Source organism: Synechococcus sp. MIT S1220, assembly GCF_047303025.1.
In the GTDB taxonomy this organism is placed as follows: Bacteria; Cyanobacteriota; Cyanobacteriia; order PCC-6307; family Cyanobiaceae; genus Parasynechococcus.
Genome location: NZ_CP138939.1, coordinates 2,861,091 through 2,881,044, shown reverse-complemented (window position 1 = coordinate 2,881,044; position 19,954 = coordinate 2,861,091). Strand labels below are relative to the sequence as shown.

The 19,954-nt window shown below is 56.4% G+C and carries 24 protein-coding genes and 1 pseudogene; 15 read left to right on the top strand and 10 right to left on the bottom strand.

Features of this window, described 5'->3' with window-relative positions; translation table 11 throughout:
• Entirely contained in the window at positions 1–690 is a 690-nt protein-coding gene (locus SIB64_RS14620) for a peptidylprolyl isomerase (protein WP_413440917.1), read from the top strand.
• A 63-nt stretch (positions 691–753) separates the two neighbouring features.
• The gene (locus SIB64_RS14615; protein WP_413440916.1) at positions 754–1,467 is read left to right on the top strand and encodes a CAP domain-containing protein; all 714 of its coding nucleotides are present in this window, start codon (positions 754–756) and stop codon (positions 1,465–1,467) included.
• 20 nt (positions 1,468–1,487) lie between these two features.
• Here the strand turns inward: SIB64_RS14615 and ilvN are convergent, their stop codons facing one another.
• Both ilvN and SIB64_RS14605 read right to left on the bottom strand, forming a co-directional pair.
• Positions 1,488–2,018 carry an acetolactate synthase small subunit gene (gene ilvN / locus SIB64_RS14610; RefSeq protein WP_413440915.1) on the bottom strand — a complete coding sequence of 177 codons (531 nt, stop codon included), beginning with the start codon at positions 2,016–2,018 and terminating at the stop codon, positions 1,488–1,490.
• A complete protein-coding gene (locus SIB64_RS14605) occupies positions 2,015–2,974 on the bottom strand; it encodes an alpha/beta fold hydrolase (RefSeq protein WP_413440914.1) in 960 nt (319 codons plus the stop codon). Before SIB64_RS14605 ends, ilvN begins: the two co-directional genes overlap by 4 nt.
• On the opposite strand from SIB64_RS14605, the gene SIB64_RS14600 reads away from it, so the two are divergent.
• The 5 genes and pseudogenes from SIB64_RS14600 (at position 2,973) to SIB64_RS14580 (ending at position 6,335) form a co-directional block, all read left to right on the top strand.
• Positions 2,973–4,142, top strand: coding sequence for a N2,N2-dimethylguanosine tRNA methyltransferase (locus SIB64_RS14600; protein ID WP_413440913.1), 1,170 nt, complete (start codon positions 2,973–2,975; stop codon positions 4,140–4,142). The two genes, SIB64_RS14605 and SIB64_RS14600, sit on opposite strands and share 2 nt — an antisense overlap.
• 29 nt (positions 4,143–4,171) lie before the next feature.
• Positions 4,172–4,270 (top strand): cytochrome b6-f complex subunit PetM, encoded by a 99-nt coding sequence (petM, locus tag SIB64_RS14595; RefSeq protein WP_413443047.1) that lies wholly within the window; start codon positions 4,172–4,174, stop codon positions 4,268–4,270.
• 53 nt (positions 4,271–4,323) lie between these two features.
• Positions 4,324–5,287: pseudogene (locus tag SIB64_RS14590) on the top strand (NAD(P)H-binding protein).
• Positions 5,288–5,334: 47 nt separating this feature from the next.
• Positions 5,335–5,550 (top strand): hypothetical protein, encoded by a 216-nt coding sequence (locus SIB64_RS14585; protein ID WP_413440912.1) that lies wholly within the window; start codon positions 5,335–5,337, stop codon positions 5,548–5,550.
• Positions 5,550–6,335, top strand: coding sequence for a methyltransferase domain-containing protein (locus tag SIB64_RS14580; protein ID WP_413440911.1), 786 nt, complete (start codon positions 5,550–5,552; stop codon positions 6,333–6,335). The genes SIB64_RS14585 and SIB64_RS14580 overlap by 1 nt, the downstream gene beginning before the upstream one ends.
• On the opposite strand, the gene SIB64_RS14575 is transcribed toward SIB64_RS14580, so the two are convergent.
• Entirely contained in the window at positions 6,268–6,945 is a 678-nt protein-coding gene (locus tag SIB64_RS14575; protein ID WP_413440910.1) for a pseudouridine synthase, read from the bottom strand. The two genes, SIB64_RS14580 and SIB64_RS14575, sit on opposite strands and share 68 nt — an antisense overlap.
• A gap of 62 nt (positions 6,946–7,007) precedes the next feature.
• Positions 7,008–7,223, bottom strand: coding sequence for a hypothetical protein (locus tag SIB64_RS14570; RefSeq protein ID WP_413440909.1), 216 nt, complete (start codon positions 7,221–7,223; stop codon positions 7,008–7,010).
• A gap of 185 nt (positions 7,224–7,408) precedes the next feature.
• On the opposite strand from SIB64_RS14570, the gene SIB64_RS14565 reads away from it, so the two are divergent.
• Complete coding sequence (locus SIB64_RS14565; RefSeq protein WP_413440908.1) at positions 7,409–8,932, top strand: hypothetical protein; 1,524 nt, start codon at positions 7,409–7,411, stop codon at positions 8,930–8,932.
• Positions 8,933–9,237: 305 nt separating this feature from the next.
• A complete protein-coding gene (infA, locus tag SIB64_RS14560) occupies positions 9,238–9,507 on the top strand; it encodes a translation initiation factor IF-1 (RefSeq protein WP_028952574.1) in 270 nt (89 codons plus the stop codon).
• Between the two features lie 15 nt (positions 9,508–9,522).
• Here the strand turns inward: infA and trxB are convergent, their stop codons facing one another.
• The 3 genes from trxB to SIB64_RS14545 form a co-directional block, all read right to left on the bottom strand.
• The gene (trxB, locus tag SIB64_RS14555) at positions 9,523–10,917 is read right to left on the bottom strand and encodes a thioredoxin-disulfide reductase (RefSeq protein ID WP_413440907.1); all 1,395 of its coding nucleotides are present in this window, start codon (positions 10,915–10,917) and stop codon (positions 9,523–9,525) included.
• Positions 10,918–11,036: 119 nt separating this feature from the next.
• Complete coding sequence (locus tag SIB64_RS14550) at positions 11,037–11,279, bottom strand: hypothetical protein (protein ID WP_413443046.1); 243 nt, start codon at positions 11,277–11,279, stop codon at positions 11,037–11,039.
• Positions 11,280–11,375: 96 nt separating this feature from the next.
• Entirely contained in the window at positions 11,376–12,767 is a 1,392-nt protein-coding gene (locus tag SIB64_RS14545; RefSeq protein ID WP_413443045.1) for a DEAD/DEAH box helicase, read from the bottom strand.
• Positions 12,768–12,917: 150 nt separating this feature from the next.
• Between SIB64_RS14545 and SIB64_RS14540 the strand changes: the two genes are divergently transcribed.
• Positions 12,918–13,094, top strand: coding sequence for a hypothetical protein (locus SIB64_RS14540; protein WP_413440906.1), 177 nt, complete (start codon positions 12,918–12,920; stop codon positions 13,092–13,094).
• Between the two features lie 134 nt (positions 13,095–13,228).
• Here the strand turns inward: SIB64_RS14540 and SIB64_RS14535 are convergent, their stop codons facing one another.
• Complete coding sequence (locus SIB64_RS14535) at positions 13,229–13,807, bottom strand: EF-1 guanine nucleotide exchange domain-containing protein (RefSeq protein ID WP_413443044.1); 579 nt, start codon at positions 13,805–13,807, stop codon at positions 13,229–13,231.
• Between the two features lie 124 nt (positions 13,808–13,931).
• On the opposite strand from SIB64_RS14535, the gene SIB64_RS14530 reads away from it, so the two are divergent.
• The 5 genes from SIB64_RS14530 (at position 13,932) to SIB64_RS14510 (ending at position 18,143) form a co-directional block, all read left to right on the top strand.
• The gene (locus SIB64_RS14530; protein ID WP_413440905.1) at positions 13,932–15,071 is read left to right on the top strand and encodes a Re/Si-specific NAD(P)(+) transhydrogenase subunit alpha; all 1,140 of its coding nucleotides are present in this window, start codon (positions 13,932–13,934) and stop codon (positions 15,069–15,071) included.
• Entirely contained in the window at positions 15,071–15,376 is a 306-nt protein-coding gene (locus SIB64_RS14525; protein ID WP_413440903.1) for an NAD(P) transhydrogenase subunit alpha, read from the top strand. The genes SIB64_RS14530 and SIB64_RS14525 overlap by 1 nt, the downstream gene beginning before the upstream one ends.
• Positions 15,376–16,803: an NAD(P)(+) transhydrogenase (Re/Si-specific) subunit beta gene (locus SIB64_RS14520; protein WP_413440902.1), complete on the top strand. Its 1,428-nt coding sequence runs from the start codon at positions 15,376–15,378 to the stop codon at positions 16,801–16,803. The genes SIB64_RS14525 and SIB64_RS14520 overlap by 1 nt, the downstream gene beginning before the upstream one ends.
• Positions 16,800–17,852 (top strand): alpha/beta fold hydrolase, encoded by a 1,053-nt coding sequence (locus SIB64_RS14515; RefSeq protein WP_413440901.1) that lies wholly within the window; start codon positions 16,800–16,802, stop codon positions 17,850–17,852. The genes SIB64_RS14520 and SIB64_RS14515 overlap by 4 nt, the downstream gene beginning before the upstream one ends.
• Positions 17,853–17,984: 132 nt before the next feature.
• Positions 17,985–18,143: a hypothetical protein gene (locus tag SIB64_RS14510; protein WP_413440899.1), complete on the top strand. Its 159-nt coding sequence runs from the start codon at positions 17,985–17,987 to the stop codon at positions 18,141–18,143.
• 151 nt (positions 18,144–18,294) lie between these two features.
• On the opposite strand, the gene SIB64_RS14505 is transcribed toward SIB64_RS14510, so the two are convergent.
• Positions 18,295–18,645, bottom strand: a complete 351-nt coding sequence (locus SIB64_RS14505; protein WP_413440898.1) for a (2Fe-2S) ferredoxin domain-containing protein — start codon at positions 18,643–18,645, stop codon at positions 18,295–18,297.
• The gene (locus SIB64_RS14500) at positions 18,642–19,898 is read right to left on the bottom strand and encodes a 1-deoxy-D-xylulose-5-phosphate reductoisomerase (RefSeq protein ID WP_413440897.1); all 1,257 of its coding nucleotides are present in this window, start codon (positions 19,896–19,898) and stop codon (positions 18,642–18,644) included. The genes SIB64_RS14505 and SIB64_RS14500 overlap by 4 nt, the downstream gene beginning before the upstream one ends.
• Positions 19,899–19,954: the final 56 nt, after the last annotated feature.

Genomic DNA, 19,954 nt, shown 5'->3' with positions numbered 1-19,954 from the left:
ATGCGTTTCACTTTTTTCCGTCGCCCTTTTGTTTGGGCTCTTTTCCTGATCGTCCCGCTCATGGTGAGTTGTGGGTCGTCGACGGGTGCAGTCGCTAGCACGAGCTGTGAGCAGGCTGCTGCGCCTTGTCTGCAGGGCAAGGCCTCAGTTCTGATCAGCACTGATAAAGGTGACATCACTCTTGTCGTTGATGGTGATGCAGCACCGATCACGGCCGGGAACTTTGTTGATCTGGTGCGTCGCGGCGTCTATGACGACACCCAGTTCCACCGGGTTGTTCGCGAACCTGTCCCTTTTGTTATCCAGGGGGGCGATCCTCAATCCAGTGATCGCTCCACCCTTACAAGCCAACTCGGTACTGGTGGATTCGTCGACCCAGACACTGGTCAGGAGCGAAAGATTCCGTTGGAAGTGAAATTCAAGGGAGAAGAAACCCCGCGTTACAACCGAATCACATCCAATCCGAGTGAACTGGCCGATCTTGAACTCAGCCACGATCGCGGGGCGGTTGCCATGGCTCGATCCCAGGCACCCGATTCCGCCAGCGCTCAGTTTTATGTGGCCCTGCGCCCTTTGCCCGAACTGGATGGTCGCTATGCGGTGTTTGGTCAGGTGACCGACGGACTTGAGGTGGTCGATGCCATTCGCCAGGGTGATCGGATCAAGAAGGCCTCTCTGAAAACTCCCTGAGAAGAGCTGAAAAACGTCTGATTGTCGGGGGCCAGGGCGACTTGGTTCCTTTATGAAAGACAGATGACTTTCACACTCCGTTCAGGCCGGCGCGTTAAGGGACGTTTGCAAACCTCTGGTGAGGAGAAACTTTTTGATTTAGATGTACCTGATGATCACCATTTCAGCCTGAAGCTATCGGCAAAAGGGGTGTGGCCAATGGTTTCGCTGGAAACGCGCTCCGGTGAGATGGTGCGTTCCGCATCGGCTTACAACAGCAGGGCTGCTGAAACGGGTTTCATCGATGCTGATCAGATCAAGGGCGACGGTCTTGTCGCCAGGGTCTCCATGCAAGCCGGTCACACCGGAGCGTTCAAGCTGAAGTTGGAGGATCTCGGCGATCTGAACGCGATTAGGGACGACGTCATCCGGTTCACCAACAAGCGGAGGCGTCAAAACGGGTTGAGTCGTCTAAGGGCTGATCCCCAGCTCAACCTTGCTGCCCAGGGACACGCTGACGATATGGATCGTGTCGGTCGCTATCTCGGTCATCAAAGCAGCGACGGAAGGGATTTTCAGGACCGCATTGATGAGGCTGGGTACGATTGGCGTTCAATCCGTGAAAACGTTGCCAGCGGTCAGAGGTCTGCCCGAGCGGTTGTTCGATCGTGGATGAACAGTCCTGGGCATCGTAAAAACATCCTCTCCGATGACATCAGTGAAATCGGAATTGGTTTCGCTGTGGACGATGCAACTGGAAGCACCTACTGGATTCAGAAGTTCGGAGCACCCTCTTGATCTGGGTTTTCCGCTCCGATTCAGGCAGGGACACGCCCTCCACTGGTTGATGCTTTGAGCAGCTCAGTGTTCACACCGGAAGCCCTTTCGAGGGCAACCTTGCCTGTACGGGCGATTTCAAGAATCCCGTAGGGCTTCAGCAGTCGTTCGAGGGCCACAAGTTTTCCTGGATCGCCAACCACTTCCAGGGTCAGGGCCTCGTCAGCGACATCGACAACCTTGGCGCGAAACACTTGCACCAGATCAAAAATGGCGCCTCGCGTCTCCCCCGGTGCTGAGACCTTCAGCAGCATCAGTTCCCGCTCAACAGCAGGTACCTGGCTCAGATCGAGCACCTGCAGAACATTGACCAGCTTGTCGAGCTGCTTGGTCATTTGCTGCAGGGTCTGATCATCTCCCTCAACCACCATCGTGAGGCGTGACTGACCTTCAGTTTCGGCGGGGCCGACTGCCAGGCTGTCGATGTTGAAGCCACGGCGTGCAAACAGTCCGGCAATACGGCTGAGGGCTCCGGATTCGTCTTCGACCAGCACCGAGAGGGTGTGCTTCATCTCCGCTGTCCTGTCTCTGCTGGGCTGCTTTCACCCAAATTACGGTCCAGCCAGAGCAGCATCCCCGAAAGAAACGTCTCCGTTGTCTCATCGTGGGGGCAATGCCCGCTCTGATCGATCACGTCCAGGTGGATCCAGGGGTAGCGCCGCGCCAGATCAACACCGATCGACACCGGAACAAATCGGTCCTCGCTACCCCACAGCAGAAGAAGCGATCGGCGCCCGGCAAGGAGGTTGAGCAACTCAGGTGCAGTGGCCCCCCGCGGTCTCAGCGCCATGCCAATGCTCATGGCTCTGAGGGCTTGTGCCGCCGTGCGGCGCCTGGCTGGTTTGGCGATGAGCTGCAGCAGTTCGCGATCGTCATGCACGGGCTTTCGGTAAGCCCCCTGCAGTCCGGATCGAAGTAAGGGTGTGCGGATGATCAGAAAAAGAAGCAGCTCAAGCGGCAGCAACCGCATTACTAGAGGAATTAGACGACGCTCGAGTTGGCGCTGTATGGGTGAACGACGCTTTGGGACAGGTCGCAGCAGGGCAGGGTCCGGCAAGGGAGCAGCGACAAGTGCCTGCACAAGTTCAGGACACAACACAGCCGCAGTTAGCGCTGTGAGCCCACCAAGGGAATTGCCCACGAGCACCGCGGGGCGACCGACCACCTCGCGAAGAAAGGCCACGGTTTGTCGTCCCCAGAGGCGGTTGTCGAGGGGGCGTTGCCGATTCCAGCGCGGTTGATCTGAGTCGCCGAAGCCAATCAGATCCAAGGCATACACTTGAAAATCCCTGCTTGCAAGCAACGGTGCCAAGCGTCGCCAGTGTGCGCTGCTTGCACCGAAGCCATGCAACAGAACGATGGCCGGTCCATGGCCAGGTCCCAGCACCCGCCAGTGGCAACGGAATCCCTGCCATGTCCAGTGGCTGTGTTCACCCCAGTGGGCAGTCTGGGTTGCAGAAGCAGACATGGCTCTGACCCGGACACAGCGTCACTATCGCGAAGGGGCGGCTGAGCTGGAGCTTGGTGATGGCTTCTTTCGTGAACAATCGCGTCCGGCTCGAGATCTCTCTGTTCTCCTTGCCGCTGATCAGGCCTGCGGTGTGGGCCAGGAGCGGGGGCTTCGCTGGTTGGATCTGATGGCCGGGTGCGGAATCCGTGCTCTGCGCTGGGGGCTTGAAGCGGCCGGTCGATGTGCTTTTTCACCGGAGATCTGGGTGAACGACGCTGACCCAGATCGCTCAGCTGTACTGAAAAGCAACATGAAGCGATTGGAGCAGAAGGGGTGTCCTCTGCATTTGTTCGCGCAATCCGCCGAGCGTTTGCTCACACGCGCTTGGCTGGACGGCGATCGATTTGATCTGATCGATCTGGACGCGTTCGGCAGTCCTTCGGCTTTGGTTCAGCCTGCTCTGAAGGCACTTCAGCCCGAGGGTGTGCTGTTTCTTGCCAGCACGGATGGACGCTCTCCTACAGGGCATGACCGGAGCGGTGCCATTCGCCGATTGGGGGCCGCTGCCCGGGTTCATCCCGCCAGCTGGGAGCTGGCGTTGCGTCATCAAATCGGCTTCGTGGCCCGTCAGGCCTGGATGCTTGGCCATGGCCTCGAGCCGCTGCTGAGTTTCAGTGACGGTCGTACGTTCCGTACGGCGGTGAGGCTGCTTCCTCATCATGCTGAAGCTGAATTGAACAGCCTTGGTCTGTTGGCCCGTTGTGACGTCTGTGGCAACCAGCAGGTTCAGTCATTGCTCCGTTTACGGGCCTGGGAGGCCTGTCTGTGTCCATCCGGGTCGGAGCATTTGCTGATTCATGGCCCTCTTTGGTTGGGACCATTGCAGGGATTGGATTTTCTCAGGCGTCTCAGCGATGCTTCGGTTCCCGTTGCCGGGGCGACAGGTCGTTTGCTGCATCGACTGCTGGCTGACTCTGGATCCCCAGCCAGGGTCTGGTCGACAGCTGAGTTGGCAAGCCGTCTCGGATTATCGGGGCCGCCTTCCGTTTCAGCCTTGGTCCAGGCGCTGCGCGATGCCGGTCAGTTGGCATCCGTTAGCGGAGTGATGGGAGGGCAGATCCGCACCAATGCAGATCTGCAGATGCTGTTACAGCTCTGCAGCACCGTAGGTGGAGAAGGGCCTTAAATGGATTTCACAACGCGATGCCCGTCACCATGGCCCAGGAGATCTTCAGTATTGCTGCCGTTTTCTGGGTGCTGATCCCTGTCGGTCTTATTGGTGGAGCCCTGTTGCTCAAACTCCAGGGCGACTGATCTTCGGCCTTGTCCAAGGGCCACTAGGCTCCCCCACTGGTGCGTGAGGACTGATGCGGATTCTGGTGGTGGGCGGCACAGGCACACTCGGCCGGCAGATTGCCCGCACAGCCCTTGATGCAGGCCATGACGTGCGCTGCATGGTGCGCATGCCCCGGAAAGCGTCCTTCCTCCAGGAATGGGGCTGTGAGCTCACCAGGGGTGATCTGCTTGAGCCCGACAGCCTGGACTATGCCCTCGAGGGGATGGATGCGGTGATCGATGCGGCCACAAGCAGGCCGACGGATCCCCGCAGCATCTACGTCACCGATTGGGATGGGAAGTTGAATCTGCTTCGCGCCACTGAGCGTGCCGGAGTGAAGCGATTTGTTTTTCTTTCACTTCTCAACGCGCACCGTCATCGCAATGTGCCCTTGATGGACATCAAGGCATGCAGTGAAATTCTCCTTGAATCCTCCGATTTGGATTACACGATCCTGCAAGGAGCTGCCTTCATGCAGGGTGTAATCAGCCAATTTGCAATTCCAGTGCTTGAAGGCCAAACGGTTTGGGTCAGTGGAACCCCCACCGCCATCGCCTACATGAATACGCAGGACATGGCACGTTTTGCCGTAGCGGCGCTTCATCGGCCGGAAACGATTCGAGGCAGTTTCCCGGTTGTGGGCCCGAAAGCCTGGAACACCGGTGAACTCGTTCAACTTTGTGAACGGTGCAGTGGCAAAACGGCCCGTGTTTTTCGTGTGCCGCCGTTTTTGATTCAGCTCATGCAGGGGGTGGCGTCGTTTTTTTGAACCGGCGGTGAATGTTGCTGAACGCCTGGCCTTTGCGGACGTCACAGGTGGGGGGCAGTCCTTGGATGCCGATATGGAGTCAAGCTATGCAGCGTTCGATCTTGAACCCGATGACTGCACGACGATGGAGAGTTACATCCGTGAGTATTACGACACCATTCTGCGGCGCCTGAGGGAGATGGAGGCTGATCTGGACAAGGATGCGAAGAAAAAGCTGCCGTTCTAGCGAATCGTGTAGTTGATTTGTACTATTTAATGGAGTTTTGGATTTCCATGTCTGTCGCGCAAGTTAAAAATCTCCAGCGACGCCTGCTTCTGTTGTCGGATGAAGCAGAGCAGGGTCTAACCCGGGCATGCGGCCATGAGCTCTGGAAAAGCCTTGGCCCTGACGCGATCGATGGTCTTGAAGATCCATCCCGTCGCGCTGAAGCGAACTATTGGTACGGCCAATGGAATGTGGTGCGTGAACTGCAGGAGGTCGTCGGTTGATGACAGGCGAATTGGATCAGCGGGATGCCGTGCAGCGTCGCTATGGCGCTGCAGCTCTTAAAAAAGAAGCGTGCCTTTGCACACCGGTCGGATTCGACCCGACCCTCCTGAAGGTGATCCCTTCAGAAGTGGTTGAACGGGATTACGGATGTGGTGATCCAACCCGTTGGGTTCGCTGCGGTGATCGTGTTCTTGATCTCGGCAGTGGCAGCGGAAAAAACGCTTTTATTTGTGCTCAGGTCGTTGGAGCTTCCGGATCGGTGACGGGGATTGACCGCAATGCAGACATGCTCTCTCTGTCCCGCTCAGCCTCATCGGCAGTCGCTGAGGCCATCGGCTACGCGAATGTGAAGTTCAAGGAGGGTGCCATCGAAGCCCTTGATGCATCTGACGCTGATGCTCGGCCTCTAGTGGCCGCTGCAAGCGTGGATGTGGTGTTGAGCAATTGTGTACTCAATCTGGTCAATCCTGATCAACGTTCACGCTTGTTGAACAACATCAAACGGGTTCTGGCTCCTTCGGGCCGGGTTGCAATCAGCGACATCGTTTGCGACCGCCCTGTGCCCCTTCATCTTCAGAAGGATCCTGATCTGTGGAGTGGATGCATCAGTGGTGCCTGGCAAGAGGATGAATTCCTGAAGGCCTTCGAACAGCTCGGGTTCGAGCAGGTTCGATACGTTGATCGAAACGCGGAGCCCTGGCGGGTTGTGGAGTCGATCAACTTCTACGCGGTGACGTTGGTTGGCCAGTTGCCTGGCGTAGTCGGCGGCGGGACGTGCTGCTGAATCGCGGCCGTTGGAGCAGGTGTTGTGTTCGTTTGGTTTCTTCGTTTGTTGTGAAGCGCCACTCACCCGCCTGCAATTCACCCAGGTCCAAAGGGGGCTTTCGATCCATCAGATCGACTTGAAAGCGCACCAGCCGCAGGGTCGGCAGACCTACAGCGGCAGTCATCCGTCGAACCTGTCGGTTTCGTCCTTCCTGCAATGCGATCTCCAGCCAATGGGTTGGGATGGTTTTGCGAAAGCGAATCGGTGGATCACGCTCCGGCAGGTTTGGTTGTGCATTGCCTCGAAACCAGCGGACGCGAGCGGGGAGGGTCCGTTTGCCCTGCACCATCACCCCGCAGCGAAGCAGTTCCAATGCTTGCGATGTTGGAGTCCCTTCCACCTGCACCCAGTAACTGCGCCAATGGCCGAAGCGTGGGTCGGTGATGCGTTGTTGCAGCAGGCCGTTATCGGTGAGCAGCAGGAGGCCTTCGCTATCAGCATCCAGCCGCCCTGCTGGGTAGATCTTGGGCAGATCGATCAGTTCGGAAAGAGTTCGCCAACGACTGCCGGCTTCGGCGGTGAACTGGCTCAACACTCCAAAGGGTTTGTGGAGGAGAACGAGGGTCAAACTTGTGTTGCTTCGTTTAACTGCACTGTTGCAACACAATCTGTGAGTACTGACTGGTGAAGCTACATTGAATTTAATTCAAGGAGATTTGAGCTTGGTCCAGCCATCGTTTGGATTCGATATCGCATTTGATACAGAACCGCCTCCACCACCACGGCCACCCCAACCTTCTCCTCCGATGGACAGCGGCAGTCAGCTTCCACCGCCGCCCCCGCCACCGGATGGCGGTTCCTCCACTCCACCGCCCCCACCGCCACCGCCGGATGGTGGGTGGTCATCACCGCCCCCGCCGCCGGATCCGGAGCCCCCTCAGGACATGGGCCCCCAGGAGCCTGTCTGGGAAGATCCCATTTTTGAAAACGTCACGATTTCCTCTGTTGCGTGGGCCGGCAACAAGGATTGGGATCGTGCTCTCTACACCTTGTCCAATGGCCATACGGCCTTTGCCAACAAGGGATTGTCAGTGGGACAAACGCCGATTGATTACGAGGAAATCAGACTTCAGGGTGGGGGCTATTACAAGGCGCCTGCTGGTGTGAAGGGTCATATTCATACGAGAATGGGTGGAGCTTTCATCATCCAAGAGGGAGCGTTGTTCAAGCAGCAGCAATATGCCTGGGGGAATCAAGGGCCTGTGATGTCTGCCTCTACGCAGGATGTAACGAATCAGATTGGGGCGATCGAAAATATGGCCGATGATGATCTCAACAATGATGGTTTCATTGGAGAGCCAGAAAAACTTGAAGAAGAAGCTGTTATTGAATCTGTCGTCTACGACAACTTAGATGGAGAGATGGATCGGTCAATTTATAAAATGAAAGGCGGTGAGGTTTGGCTTGCTGAGCAGGGTCTTGACGTCAACGATGTGCCCATGGAGGGTGATGTTCTTAGTGGCAAGGATGGCAACCCGATTGAAACCGTCAATCTTGCAGGTTTGTACGGAATTCGTGATGGGTTTGCCATTGTTTATGCCAACAATGGCGTTGTGGAGCAGCAAGCCTTCTCCTGGGGTAACCGTGGGCCAAGGGCCAAAGGTTCACTTAGGAATGTCACCAAACAGAAGTACAAAATTGAAGACCGTTTGAGTAAAGATGTTGATGGTGATGGAAAGATTGGGGAGGACGGCTTTGAAGATCTTGAGGTGTCTCAAATTCTCGTGAAAGGGTCGAGAGATGGTTTTGATCGCTCCCTTTGCAGATTAACCAACGGAGCTTTTGTTCTTTGCGAACGAAAGGCTGATGTTGGGCTGCCTGCCATGGATGTCGACCCATTGAAAGCTTCTGACGGTAAGCCCTTTGACGCGACAGACGTTGTTGGATTGATGGGGATGCGGCGTGGGTTTGCAGCGATCATGAAGCAGGGTGAATCATTCACCATGCAGAAATTCAAGTGGGGGAGCAGGAGTCCCAAGGCCTATGGCAAAACATATGACATCACAAAAAAAATTGGTGATTATGAAATTGAAGCTGATCAAGATTTCAATGGTGATCAATTGATTGGTGACGTCGACACTGATGTGGATATCGAGGTCAAGAGAACGATCTTCCCTGGCAACGATGAATTTGAGGGTTTGTATGAAATCAAGAATGATAATAGTTTGATTCTTGCGGAAAGGGATCTTCGCCCTGGGGAAACTCCGTTCGAAGAGGAAGCAATTCTTGATCGTTCAGGACAGCCTTACCCTGGTGGGAAAGTTGTAGGAATTTATCCAATCAAGAGGGGCTTCGCCTTGCTGGAACAGCAGGCTGATGGGCGTCTTACAAAACTGGGCTTCAGGGAAAGACGTGGAACTTTCAGATCTTTTGGTAAACCTCGCAGAGCCAAAAAACTCTGCTCCTACGAAGAGAAAATCGATTTTGATTTCGATAACAACAAAAATATTGGATGTAATGATCGAGAAGGACCTCGAGGAGGACCAAGCTTTCGAGCCGTTGGAAGAGAGGCTGAACCGATCGATATGGCCTCTCTAGTGGATCCTCTCTCGTAAATAAGAAAACTTAGCTCAAGGGGAGATTTAATAATCTCCCCTTGAGCTAAGTTTTTCATTGAATTCAAGAGATCTGGAGCCTGTTGATTCTCCTGGCTTAATTAAGTCTGGTTCTGACGGGTTCTCCAAAGATTCACGACGCCGATCGATATCAAGAGCAGGCCGATGTTCATGGAGAGAGAGGGGAAAATCATCATAGCCATAAGATGAATCAGAGCCTAGGTGCTTTGACCCAGGAGCGAGGAGCCCCAGCTGCCAGGCTCGTAAAATGAAATCTGTTCAATTCCGCGAAGAAAAAACACCCCATGATCGAAACTTCGGGAGTGATCGAAAAGGAACAGGGCAATGGCTTCTATCTGGTCACCCTTGAGCAGCCAGCTGGGCACCAGTGCCTGTGCAGGGCTGCGGGCAAGCTCACGAAGTTTCGGATCAAATTGCTCGCTGGGGACAAGGTTCTCGTTGAAATCAGCCCTTACGATCTGACCCGTGGGCGGATCACCTACAGGGAACGGAATGCCGGATCACCGGGTGGACGCCCAGGCGGCAACCGCCCCGGAGGCCCGAGGCGTCGCTGAGCCTGGGTGGGTCGTTCAGGCTGGCAGTTTCAGCGCTTCGATCGCCTCTTTGAACTCGCTGCGTTGTTTCACGCCTCGCCATTGCTTCACCATGGCCTTGTTGTGAAACAGCTGAACAGTGGGCGTTCCATTCACGCCGGCCTGTTCGGCGATCTCTTGATCGGCCTCGATGTCGATCACCACGGCCTGCGCCTCTCCACCGAGCTCTTCAATGACTCGCCGTAATTGAGGTTTGAGCACATGGCACGGTCCACAGCTGGGCGAGGTGTAGATCACCAGAATGGGCTTGCGGCTGTCGTGATATAGGCGGCGTAGGGCGTAACTTCCCCGTTGCCAGAGCGCCTCGGGGTCGTAGGTCTCCTCGGTGGTTGTCTCAATGTTTGTCGGCACATCAGCCCTGTCGGGTTCGACGCTGGTGCGTTGGATCCGCTGCGCTAAATCCTTTTCGGTGAGCCAACGCTCGGCAGCCAGGGCTGCTTTGCAACCGCTGCCGGCTGCAGTGATTCCCTGCCGCCATTCGGCGTCCGCCACATCTCCGGCTGCGAAAACACCTTCAAGACTGGTCTCCGGACGGCCGCTCTCGGTTAGAAGATATCCCTTGGCATCAAGATTGAGTTGGCCACGCAGGAGTTCGGTGTTGGGAGTGTGCCCGATCGCATAAAACAAGCCCTTCACGGCCAACCTGTTGGTCTCTCCCGAATTCAGATCCTTAAGGGTTAAGCCTTCCAGCCACGCATCACCGTCGACATCCTGAACGGTGCTGCTCCAATGGACCGTGATGGATGGGTTGGCCTGAACGCGATCCGCCATCGCCGCACTGGCACGCAGCTTGTCGGCGCGAACGATCAGATGGACATGACTTCCGTATTTGGTGAGATAAACCGCTTCTTCACAGGCCGAATCACCTCCCCCCACAACCGCCAGTTCGGCGTTGCGGAATTGAGGCGTAGCGCCATCGCAGATGGCGCAGGCACTGATGCCGAGGCTCCAGAACCGATTTTCACTGGGAAGCCCCAGCCTGTTTGCACTGGCACCTGTGGCGATCACCACGGCATGGGTGTGGATGGTCTGCCCATCGGCCTGAATCTTGTATGGGGCCTGACTCAGGTCGATGGCGTCAGCATCGGCTTCGAGTAGGTGGGTGCCCCAGCGAACAGCCTGTGCCTTCATTAGATCCATCAGATCTGGTCCAAGCACGCCGTCGGGGAAGCCGGGAAAATTCTCCACATGGGTTGTGGTCATCAGCTGGCCTCCAGGGATGCCGCCGCGCTGAAAACCAGTAATGAGCAGTGGTTGAAGGTTGGCGCGGGCTGCATAGAGGGCTGCGGTGTATCCGGCAGGTCCAGAGCCAACGATTACGAGATTTTCAACAGATCCCTGCTCGTGCGAAGCCGTCGCACCATGTGACATGGGATTTAATGCGGATTGACTATGAATTAAATCTAAAGCGGTCTCGTATCAGCTGTTGCGTTGGAATGCTCCAAATGATGTCGCAATCAATACATTCGAGTTTAATAAAGTTTTTAGATTCAGGCTTGTGAATCTTTGGCCATGTCCCGCCTGAGGTGCAGCCATCGTTTCGACATCCGTGGCACAGCCTGAATGCTGTTTTCAAGCATGTTTTGGTTTTCGCCGATACACGTAATCCATTCCTGAAATTCCTGGGCTATCGCGTAACTGTCCTCGTAACGCTCATCACTGTCGAGGACTGCAATCCTCGTGGAAGCCCAGCCTGTTGCAACGGTCACTCGTCGTTCCATCGCAGCGTCCATAGCTTCTCCTCCATTGCGCATCAGGTTGGGGGTTCGAGGTGCCAATTACGGCGTCGATTTGCAGAAGTTCGCATTTTTCTACCAAAAAAGATGTTGTCAGCGCTGCAAAAAAGAGGGAAGTTCCGGCGCTTTCAGCTCGATAATGTCGCTAGCTCCATCGTTGATTGCTTCCAGGGGGAGGCTGAGACCACGCCAGCTCGAGGATGTTGCGGGGGCGTCCTCTGCCTCTTCTGCGCTTGTTCGGATCACATAGGGTTCAGCGGTGGACCAGCTTTGGGCGTATTGCATCAGCAAAGGGTCAGCCGGTGCAAAGACGTATGAGGGACGGCGGGGTATCGGTTCGGTTTGGGCAAGGCTTGGTGTCATCCGTACTGCGCGGGTGATCCCCTGCAGAAATCGACTCCGTGTCACAACAGTGGTCATGTAAGCCACGACACGAAGTCGCGGAGCGTCGAACCCTTCGGAGCACATGTCGATGCTGACCAGCCACTGCGCCTTTCCCGACTGAAAGCCGTGCAATCGTTGCGTTGCATCCCTGTCCTGGGAATGCACAAGGTCAACGCGGTTGCCGTCTTCCTGCAGGATCCGCGTAATTGACTCGGCATGGTTAATGTCCCTGGCGATGACCAGACCTGCTGCTCCAGGGTGCTTGGCTCGGATGTCGTTCAGCTTCTGTTGCGCCTTCAGCAGCACCTGCTGACCGATGCTGCTGCCATCGGCCAATCGGATGGCACGCCTGAGATTGCGAGCACGCCAACTCTCTCGTTGTTCCGATGACAAGGGCGAAACATCCCTGTCCGGGAGTCCTTCCCTGCTGTGTTCGACCCAGCCGTCCTGAAAGTGGAATTCCAGCGGACGTACATCACCGGCTTCGATCAACGCCCTCGGCTCGACGCAGAGATCGGGGACGATCTGCTCAATGGGAACGCCGTCTTGAAGACGACGTATCCGACGTGCTGAGCAGAACGCCAGGTTGTCGGCGCGGAATGGAGTGCCTGTCAGTCCAAGACGCAGGCGAACGTTTGCGCTGGCCAGCTGAAACGTCTGCCCCCACGCAGGGGACTCCGGTTCATCCGGGGCAACGCCGAGATGGTGCGCTTCATCGGCAATCGCCATGCAGCGATTGAGATCCCACCGATCCAACGTGTGAATGAAGCGCTGCAGCTGGCGTCCTGCTCCCTGATAGGTGACCAAGAGGCCTTCAGCATCGGCGATCTCGGTCGCGTCGTTCGGCCACTCCCGCAGCTTGATCTCCAGCAACTCGGCAGTCTTTTTCCATTGTTCCTGGATCGACATGCGGTGGCAGAACACCACCAAACGGTTGAGTTCCCCTTGCTGTTTCAGGCTCCTGTAAGCGAGTAAAGCTCCAAGGGTCTTTCCGGCTCCAGGTCCTGCGAAGACCAACACATCCCGGCTACTCGAGGGGGATGGCGCCAGGCGTCGACGCAGCATCTGAATCAAATGTCGCTGCCACTCACGCGGTCTGATGTCTGCCAGGCGGCGTGTTTCAGGCAGGTTGAAGGAAGGAGCCTCGATGATGCAACGATCGAAGATGAGTCTTTTTAACCATTCATTTGCGCTCAGTCATCTCTACCGTCCGGCCATCAGCCCAATTCGGGCTTAAACCCGCCTTCCGTCATGGACAAAGGCCGATCCCATAACGATGTACTGGTGACGTGGAGACGTCGCCTCGATCGATGCTGGACCATGGAATGCGATATCGATCCGCTCATCCTTCGCAGACGTCTGTTGAACCGCCAGGGCCGTCTGCATCAAGCCAGAGGGATTGAGCAGGAAATGCAACCGGTCATTTGAAATCCTGCCGGTTGCGAGGCATCTCCTTCTGTGTTCGCACAGGAAGCTCAGATGCGATGTGAGTCCAACTAATCACCAAACAGGTGGAGGCGATGGCTCCCACCTGTTTGGAGGTTTCCCAAAAAGGTTTTGGATTAGAGCGCTTCAGCGTGATTCACCACCAAGCGTTCCACCTCCATCAAGGCATCCTCTGATGCCTTTTTGGCAGCTTCGGCATTTCCTTTGGCTGTAACGAGAAGACTTTGAGCAAGCCTGTCCAGGATCTCCTGGCGCTTGTCTTCCAACATCGCAACGATTTCCTTCTCCACCAGGTTTCGCACCGCTTGTGTCCGCAGGTCATCCGCGGCTGCTTCATCGAAGGTGCCTTGCACCAGCTCCTGGATGAAGAGTCGGTGCACCTCGCTACTGCGGAGGAAGCTCTCAGTGGCATTGATGATGCCGTCCACAAGGGTGCGGTCTGGTTCGGATTCCAGGTCGTTGAGCTTGAACTCCCAATCCAAATGGCGCCGTTGCCATCCCGCTGCGTGCAGGCTTGGCATCACACTCTGGGAGAACGTGTCGACCGACATCTCATAGATCCGTTCCGCGAGGCGTTCACACCAATCCCTGCCGTGGTTCTGAAGAGAAGCCTGCATCGTGGAGCGCTCCACGGCATGCCCTCCGTGGTGGCTGTGGCATACGCCATCAGGACACTCAATCGCAGTAAGACCCATGGGGATCGAAACGGGTTGTATCTGACGTAGCCAGATGGATCCTTTTTGCCAGTCGTTCTTCAGAAAACTTCCTGAACCGTTGCAGGCGACCCCGTAATCTCGCTTCGTCGGAGGTTGTTGCACCTTGCCAAGACTTCTCATACCGGTGGAGGCGTTGCCGGGGGAAACCCGCGTCGCAGCGACACCGGATACCGTGAAGAAATTTCTGTCTCTCGGTTGCTCGGTGGTTGTCGAGCGAAGTGCGGGCACCTCGTCCGGTTACCTCGACCAGGCCTATGCCGACGTTGGTGCTGAGCTCAGCAGCCCCGGTGATCCGGGCGTCTGGCGTCAGGCTGATCTGGTGCTCTGTGTGCAGACACCGGCACCAGCAATGCTCTCCAGCATGAAGCGTCAGGCGGTGCTGGCCGGTCTTCTCTCTCCTTACAGCAACGAGAACTTGGCCAACAGCCTGCAAGCCGGTGGATTGTCTGCCATGGCTCTCGAGCTTCTGCCAAGGATCAGTCGGGCTCAGTCGGCAGATGCGCTTTCATCACAGGCCAACATCGCCGGATACAAGGCGGTCTTGCTCGCGTCATCCGCTCTAGACCGCTACTTCCCCATGCTAATGACGGCGGCTGGCACCGTTCAACCCGCCAGAGTCGTGATCCTGGGAGCAGGTGTTGCAGGACTCCAGGCTGTGGCAACGGCGCGTCGTCTTGGAGCGGTGGTGTATGTCAGCGATATCCGTCCGGCGGTGAAGGAACAGGTCGAATCCCTTGGGGCGCGTTTCATCGACCCACCGGAGATGGATGACAAACCCGCCGAATCCGGGGGATACGCCAAGCAGGCTTCTGATGCCTTCCTCGCTGCGCAGCGACAGCAGCTTTCCGATCAGCTGGCCGAGGCCGATGTGGCCATCTGCACTGCTCAGGTTCCTGGCCGCCAGGCGCCTCGGCTGATCAGTGAGGACATGCTCGATCGCATGCGACCAGGGGCTGTGGTGGTCGATTTGGCCGTGGCCCAGGGGGGCAACTGCGCTGGCACCGTTGTGGATCAGACCGTGGATCGCAAGGGTGTGAAATTGATTGCGGGCAATGATCTTCCCTGCTCGGTGCCGAACCATGCCAGTGCCCTGTATGCCCGCAATCTGATTGCCTTGCTGGAACCTGTCCTCAAGGAGGGTGCTATCAATCTGGATACCGAGGATGAACTGATCGCCGGCTGTTTGATCAGTCAGGACGGCAGCATTCGCCGAAGTGATGTTCTCACTCCAGGAGTGAAGTGATGGATTCCACCTTTGTTGAATTTCTCTGGGTTCTGCTGCTGGGCAGCCTGCTCGGGCTGGAACTGATCGGGAAGGTCCCTCCAACGCTGCATACCCCTCTAATGAGTGGTGCTAACGCCGTGTCGGGGATCACGGTTCTGGCGGCGCTCACCGCCATCATCAAAGCTGGCGACAACGTCGTTTTGCTCGTCTTGGGCTCGGTGTCGCTTGGATTCGCTCTGTTCAATGTGATCGGTGGCTTTCTTGTCACCGATCGGATGCTGGCCATGTTCAGCCGCAAGCCTGCCCGCAAAGAAAACCGCTGATGACCGCTTCCCTGATTACGAAATACGCGATCGAACTGATCGCTGTTCTGCTGCTTGCCTTGGGCATCAAGGGCCTGTCGAAGGTTCGCTCCGCTCGTGGGGCGAATCAGTTGGCGGCGGTGGCGATGGGGCTGGCCGTGATTGGTTTATTGATCAATTACCTCGGGACCACTGGCATTGCTGCTGGTGCCTGGCTTTGGATCCTGCTGGGAACTGCGGTCGGTGGTGTGTTGGGTGCAATCACGGCCCAAAGGGTTCCGATGACGTCGATGCCGGAGACCGTGGCGCTCTTCAACGGGTGCGGCGGCATGTCATCGCTTCTTGTTGCCCTCGCTGCAGCCCTTTACCCCGCCGCCCTCGAGGCGTCCGGTGCAGTGGCGTTGGTATCAATTGTTGTCTCGGTGTTTGTGGGTTCGATCACATTTACTGGGTCGATTGTGGCGATGGCCAAGTTGCAGGGCTGGCTCTCCACGCCCGATTGGATGCAGAGCAAGTTGCGTCACGCTGTGAACATTGCCCTGGCCGTGGCGGCCCTCGTCGGTGCAATCGAGATGTTGCGCACGTCCGGCGGAGCAACGGGCCTTTGGTTACTGGTGGTAGCCTCCGGCTTGCTGGGTATAGGGGTCACGCTGCCGATTGGTGGTGCTGATATGCCTGTTGTGATCTCGTTGCTGAACAGCTACTCAGGCGTGGCTGCAGCTGCAGCTGGATTCGTTGTTGGCAGCCAGCTGCTGATTGTGGCCGGTGCCATGGTCGGTGCAGCTGGACTCATCCTGACCCAGGTGATGTGCGACGGCATGAACCGTTCGCTTGTCTCCGTTCTGTTCGGAGGTGCCCTCGGAGCCTCTGCGTCCGGCGGCGGTGGTGGCGGTGAATACACCAACATCACAAGTTGCAGCCCGGAGGAGTGTGCTCTCACCCTGGAAGCAGCGGAACGGGTGGTAATCGTTCCTGGTTATGGCCTCGCCGTTGCACAGGCCCAGCACACGCTGCGGGAAGTGACACGGGTTCTGGAAACAGCTGGAATTGATGTGGCCTACGCGATCCACCCTGTGGCAGGCCGAATGCCTGGACACATGAATGTGCTTCTGGCGGAAGCGGATGTGCCCTACGAGCAGCTCAAAGAGATGGATCAGATCAATCCGGAGTTCCCAGCAACCGATGTGGTTCTGGTGCTGGGCGCGAACGATGTGGTGAATCCTCAAGCCAAGAACGACACGACCTCACCTCTTTACGGGATGCCTGTTTTGGATGTGCAGGAGGCGCGCACTGTCTTTGTGGTGAAGCGTGGGATGAGCGCCGGTTATTCAGGCATCAAAAACGACCTGTTCGATCTGGCCAATACGTCGATGGTGTTTGGTGACGCGAAAAAGGTGCTTGGTGACCTGCTGACAGAACTGAAGGATCTTGGCCTTGGGAAAAAGTGAGTCAACGCGGTAACAGCGTTTCCGGTCACCCCCAGCTGCTGAAGCGGCTGGGGGTTTCATCGTTTGAAGAGCGCTTGCCATGGCTGGGTGGTGACCTGCAGACCTTGCGGGACACACTTCGACCGGTTCAGTTGCCGCCAGAGACCGGGGAGCCGGTTTTGATCGATGTACCAGCGCTAACCAGTGGAGCCGCTGAGGCTGGTCAGCTGCTGGCCCTGCTCGATCATCCCGAAGGCCCGTCGCAGGGCTTGGTTTTGTTGCTGCATGGTCTGGGTGGCTCCAGCTCGCGTGAGGGCCTGCGACGTATGGGTTTGGCGCTTCAAAACGTTGGTTTTTCCGTTCTTCGTCTCAACCTGCGCGGTGCTGATCCCGGTCGTCATCTTTCAGGAGGAACCTACGCCGCCTCCTGCAACAGCGATCTGCTGCCGGTGATCGCCAAGGCCCGTGCTCTGGCCTCTGGGAAACCACTGCTTGGGGCGGGGATTTCTTTGGGGGGCACGATGTTGCTCAATGCCTGCCTGCAGGAGCAAGGTGCCCTTGATGGATTGTTCTGCGCCAGCAGCCCCCTGGATCTGGCTGCTTGCAGTGGCTCTATCCAACGACCTCGCAATCGGATCTATCAGCGTTGGTTGCTGCAGCGGCTGGTGCGGCAAACCGCTTCAGATCCATTCGGTATTTCCACGACGGAACGAGGTTGCCTCTGCGGGGACGCTCCCCCCGACACGATCCGTGCCTTCGACACTGCGATCACGGCACCACGCTGGGGATATGGCGATGTTGAGGACTACTACCAATCCGCTTCGCCCCTAACGCGGTTGCGAGGGGCCGCAGGAAGATTCCCTCTCACCCTCCTGTTGCAGGCTCTGGATGATCCATGGGTTCCAGCGACAGCAGCGATGGGTTTGGCTGAGTCTCTGCCGGAGCGATCACAAGTGCAGGTGGTGATTACGTCGAAGGGGGGACATAACGGTTTCCATGGCCGCGGTGGATGCTGGGGAGATCAGCTGGCGGCGGGGTGGTTGTCTTCACTGGTCCTTGATTCAGCTTGAGGGTGCCTCGTGTGATTGCGAATGCATCCAAAACAGGGACGTTCATCATCCTTTCAGGCAGTATTCACATGTTGCTTATTGAGAAGAGAGGCTAAAAAGTCATAATTTAAATATTCGAAGTCCCTTCTAATTATGGGGGTTGAAAGTGATCCGCAGGAGAGTTGTGTGTTGATGGCTGTTGATGATCTGCAGATTCTCAAGGTGTCACTAGATTGTATCGCTGTGAAGTATTTTGAGGGTCTTGGCTGGGCTCCAACAATTTTAAATCCTAGAAAGGAAGACGATCCTTGAGTTGCTGTTTGTTGATAGAAGCTTGGATGCATCATTTCTGGATCTCTTCGACGACTTTTCGTTAAAAGCTTTGGGGGGTCTGGTTTGGATGAAAGAATTCCTCTGAATTTAATTAAATGTGGCGATCATAAAGTTGGCTAAATTATGGGCTTTAGGCGTTTCTGTGCCTAAATGGAGTTTCTTTGTGAACCCATTCTTGAACCGGATTTTGATTGATTATGTGTTCGTTGAGGATGACTTGAATTTTATTGGGTGTTACATCTGAATACCAGACGCCCTCCGGCCAGATGAGAAGAATGGGTCCTCGTTCACAGATGCGTAGGCAATCAGCTTTGCTTCTTAAGACAATCCCTTCGGGACGATCAGGCTTTTCAAGACCAAGTTCTTTCACCATCCTTTTTAATTCTGACCAGCTTTCTGCGCCTACAGTCGGGTCGCAGCATTTGGCTTTTGTAGGGGTTGCACAAAGAAGTAAATGATGGCTGACCTTCAGGCCAATCATGCTGCCATTGCTGGGAGGGCGCTGGTTCGGCTGGTTCCTTGCCTCACCTTTTCCCGAACTGTGGTCCGCGCCCACTGATCGACAGCGAGCACATCATCAAGCTGTGGATGATTGATCAGCTCCTGTTTGTGTTTGTCGCAGGTTGCTTCAATCACATCGGGAATATCGAGGAAATGGATGCGTTCCTCAAGGAACTGCGCCACCGCTTCTTCATTGGCTGCATTCAGAACGGCGGGCATTGTTCCACCGGCCCGACCAGCGGCGTAGGCCAATTCCATGCAGGGATATTTCGCTGTATCGGGCGATCTAAATGTGAGCTGTCCCACCTGGGTGAGATCAAGGCGTGGCCATGGTGTTTCCAGCCGCGATGGCCAGGAGAGGCAATACAGGATCGGTAGTTTCATATCCGGCCACCCCAGTTGAGCCAGCACCGAGGAATCGGCCAGCTCAATCATGGAATGAATAATGCTTTGCGGGTGGATCACGATCTCGATGTGGTCGTAGTCCAGGCCAAACAAATAGTGCGCCTCGATGACTTCCAAGCCCTTGTTCATCAGGGTCGCTGAATCCACGGTGATCTTCCGTCCCATGCTCCAGTTCGGATGGCTGGTGGCATCGGCCACCGTGGCTCGCTCAAGGGCCGTCGCATCCCAGTCGCGGAAGGCTCCTCCGGATGCGGTGAGCTGAATGCGTCGCAGTCCTGGTGTTGGTACACCGGTGGAAAGGCGTGCATTTTCGGCCCACGGGGTGCCCTGCAGGCACTGGAAGATTGCGGAGTGCTCCGAATCCGCAGGCAGTAGCCGGCTGCCGCTCTTCTTCAGTTCTGGCAGCACAACCGGCCCTGCTGCGATCAGGGTTTCTTTGTTGGCCAGGGCGAGATCTTTGCCGGCCCGGATTGCCGCCAAGGTCGGCAGAAGCCCGGCACATCCAACGATGCCGGTGACGACGAGGTCGGCGGTGTCCCAGGAGGCGGCGATGTTGAGGCCCTCAGCTCCACCAACAAGGTGTGGTTCACGTGCAGGTTTCTGATCCCCTGCCAGATGCTTCAGCCTTTGCCTTAGTTCAGGAAGAAGACTGTCGTCTGCCAGCGCTACAAGTTCCGGCTCATGCCGCTGAATTTGTTCAACGAGGAGCGGCAGGTTGCGACCTGCCGTAAGAGCCACCACGCGGAACTGTTCTGGGAATTCCTCGGCGATCTGGAGTGTCTGGGTTCCGATGGAACCGGTGGACCCCAGCACGCTGATGGCTTTCACAGGGGAACGGCAAGTCGCAACAGTCTCCCATCAAGAATGACGATCACTGGCAAGCT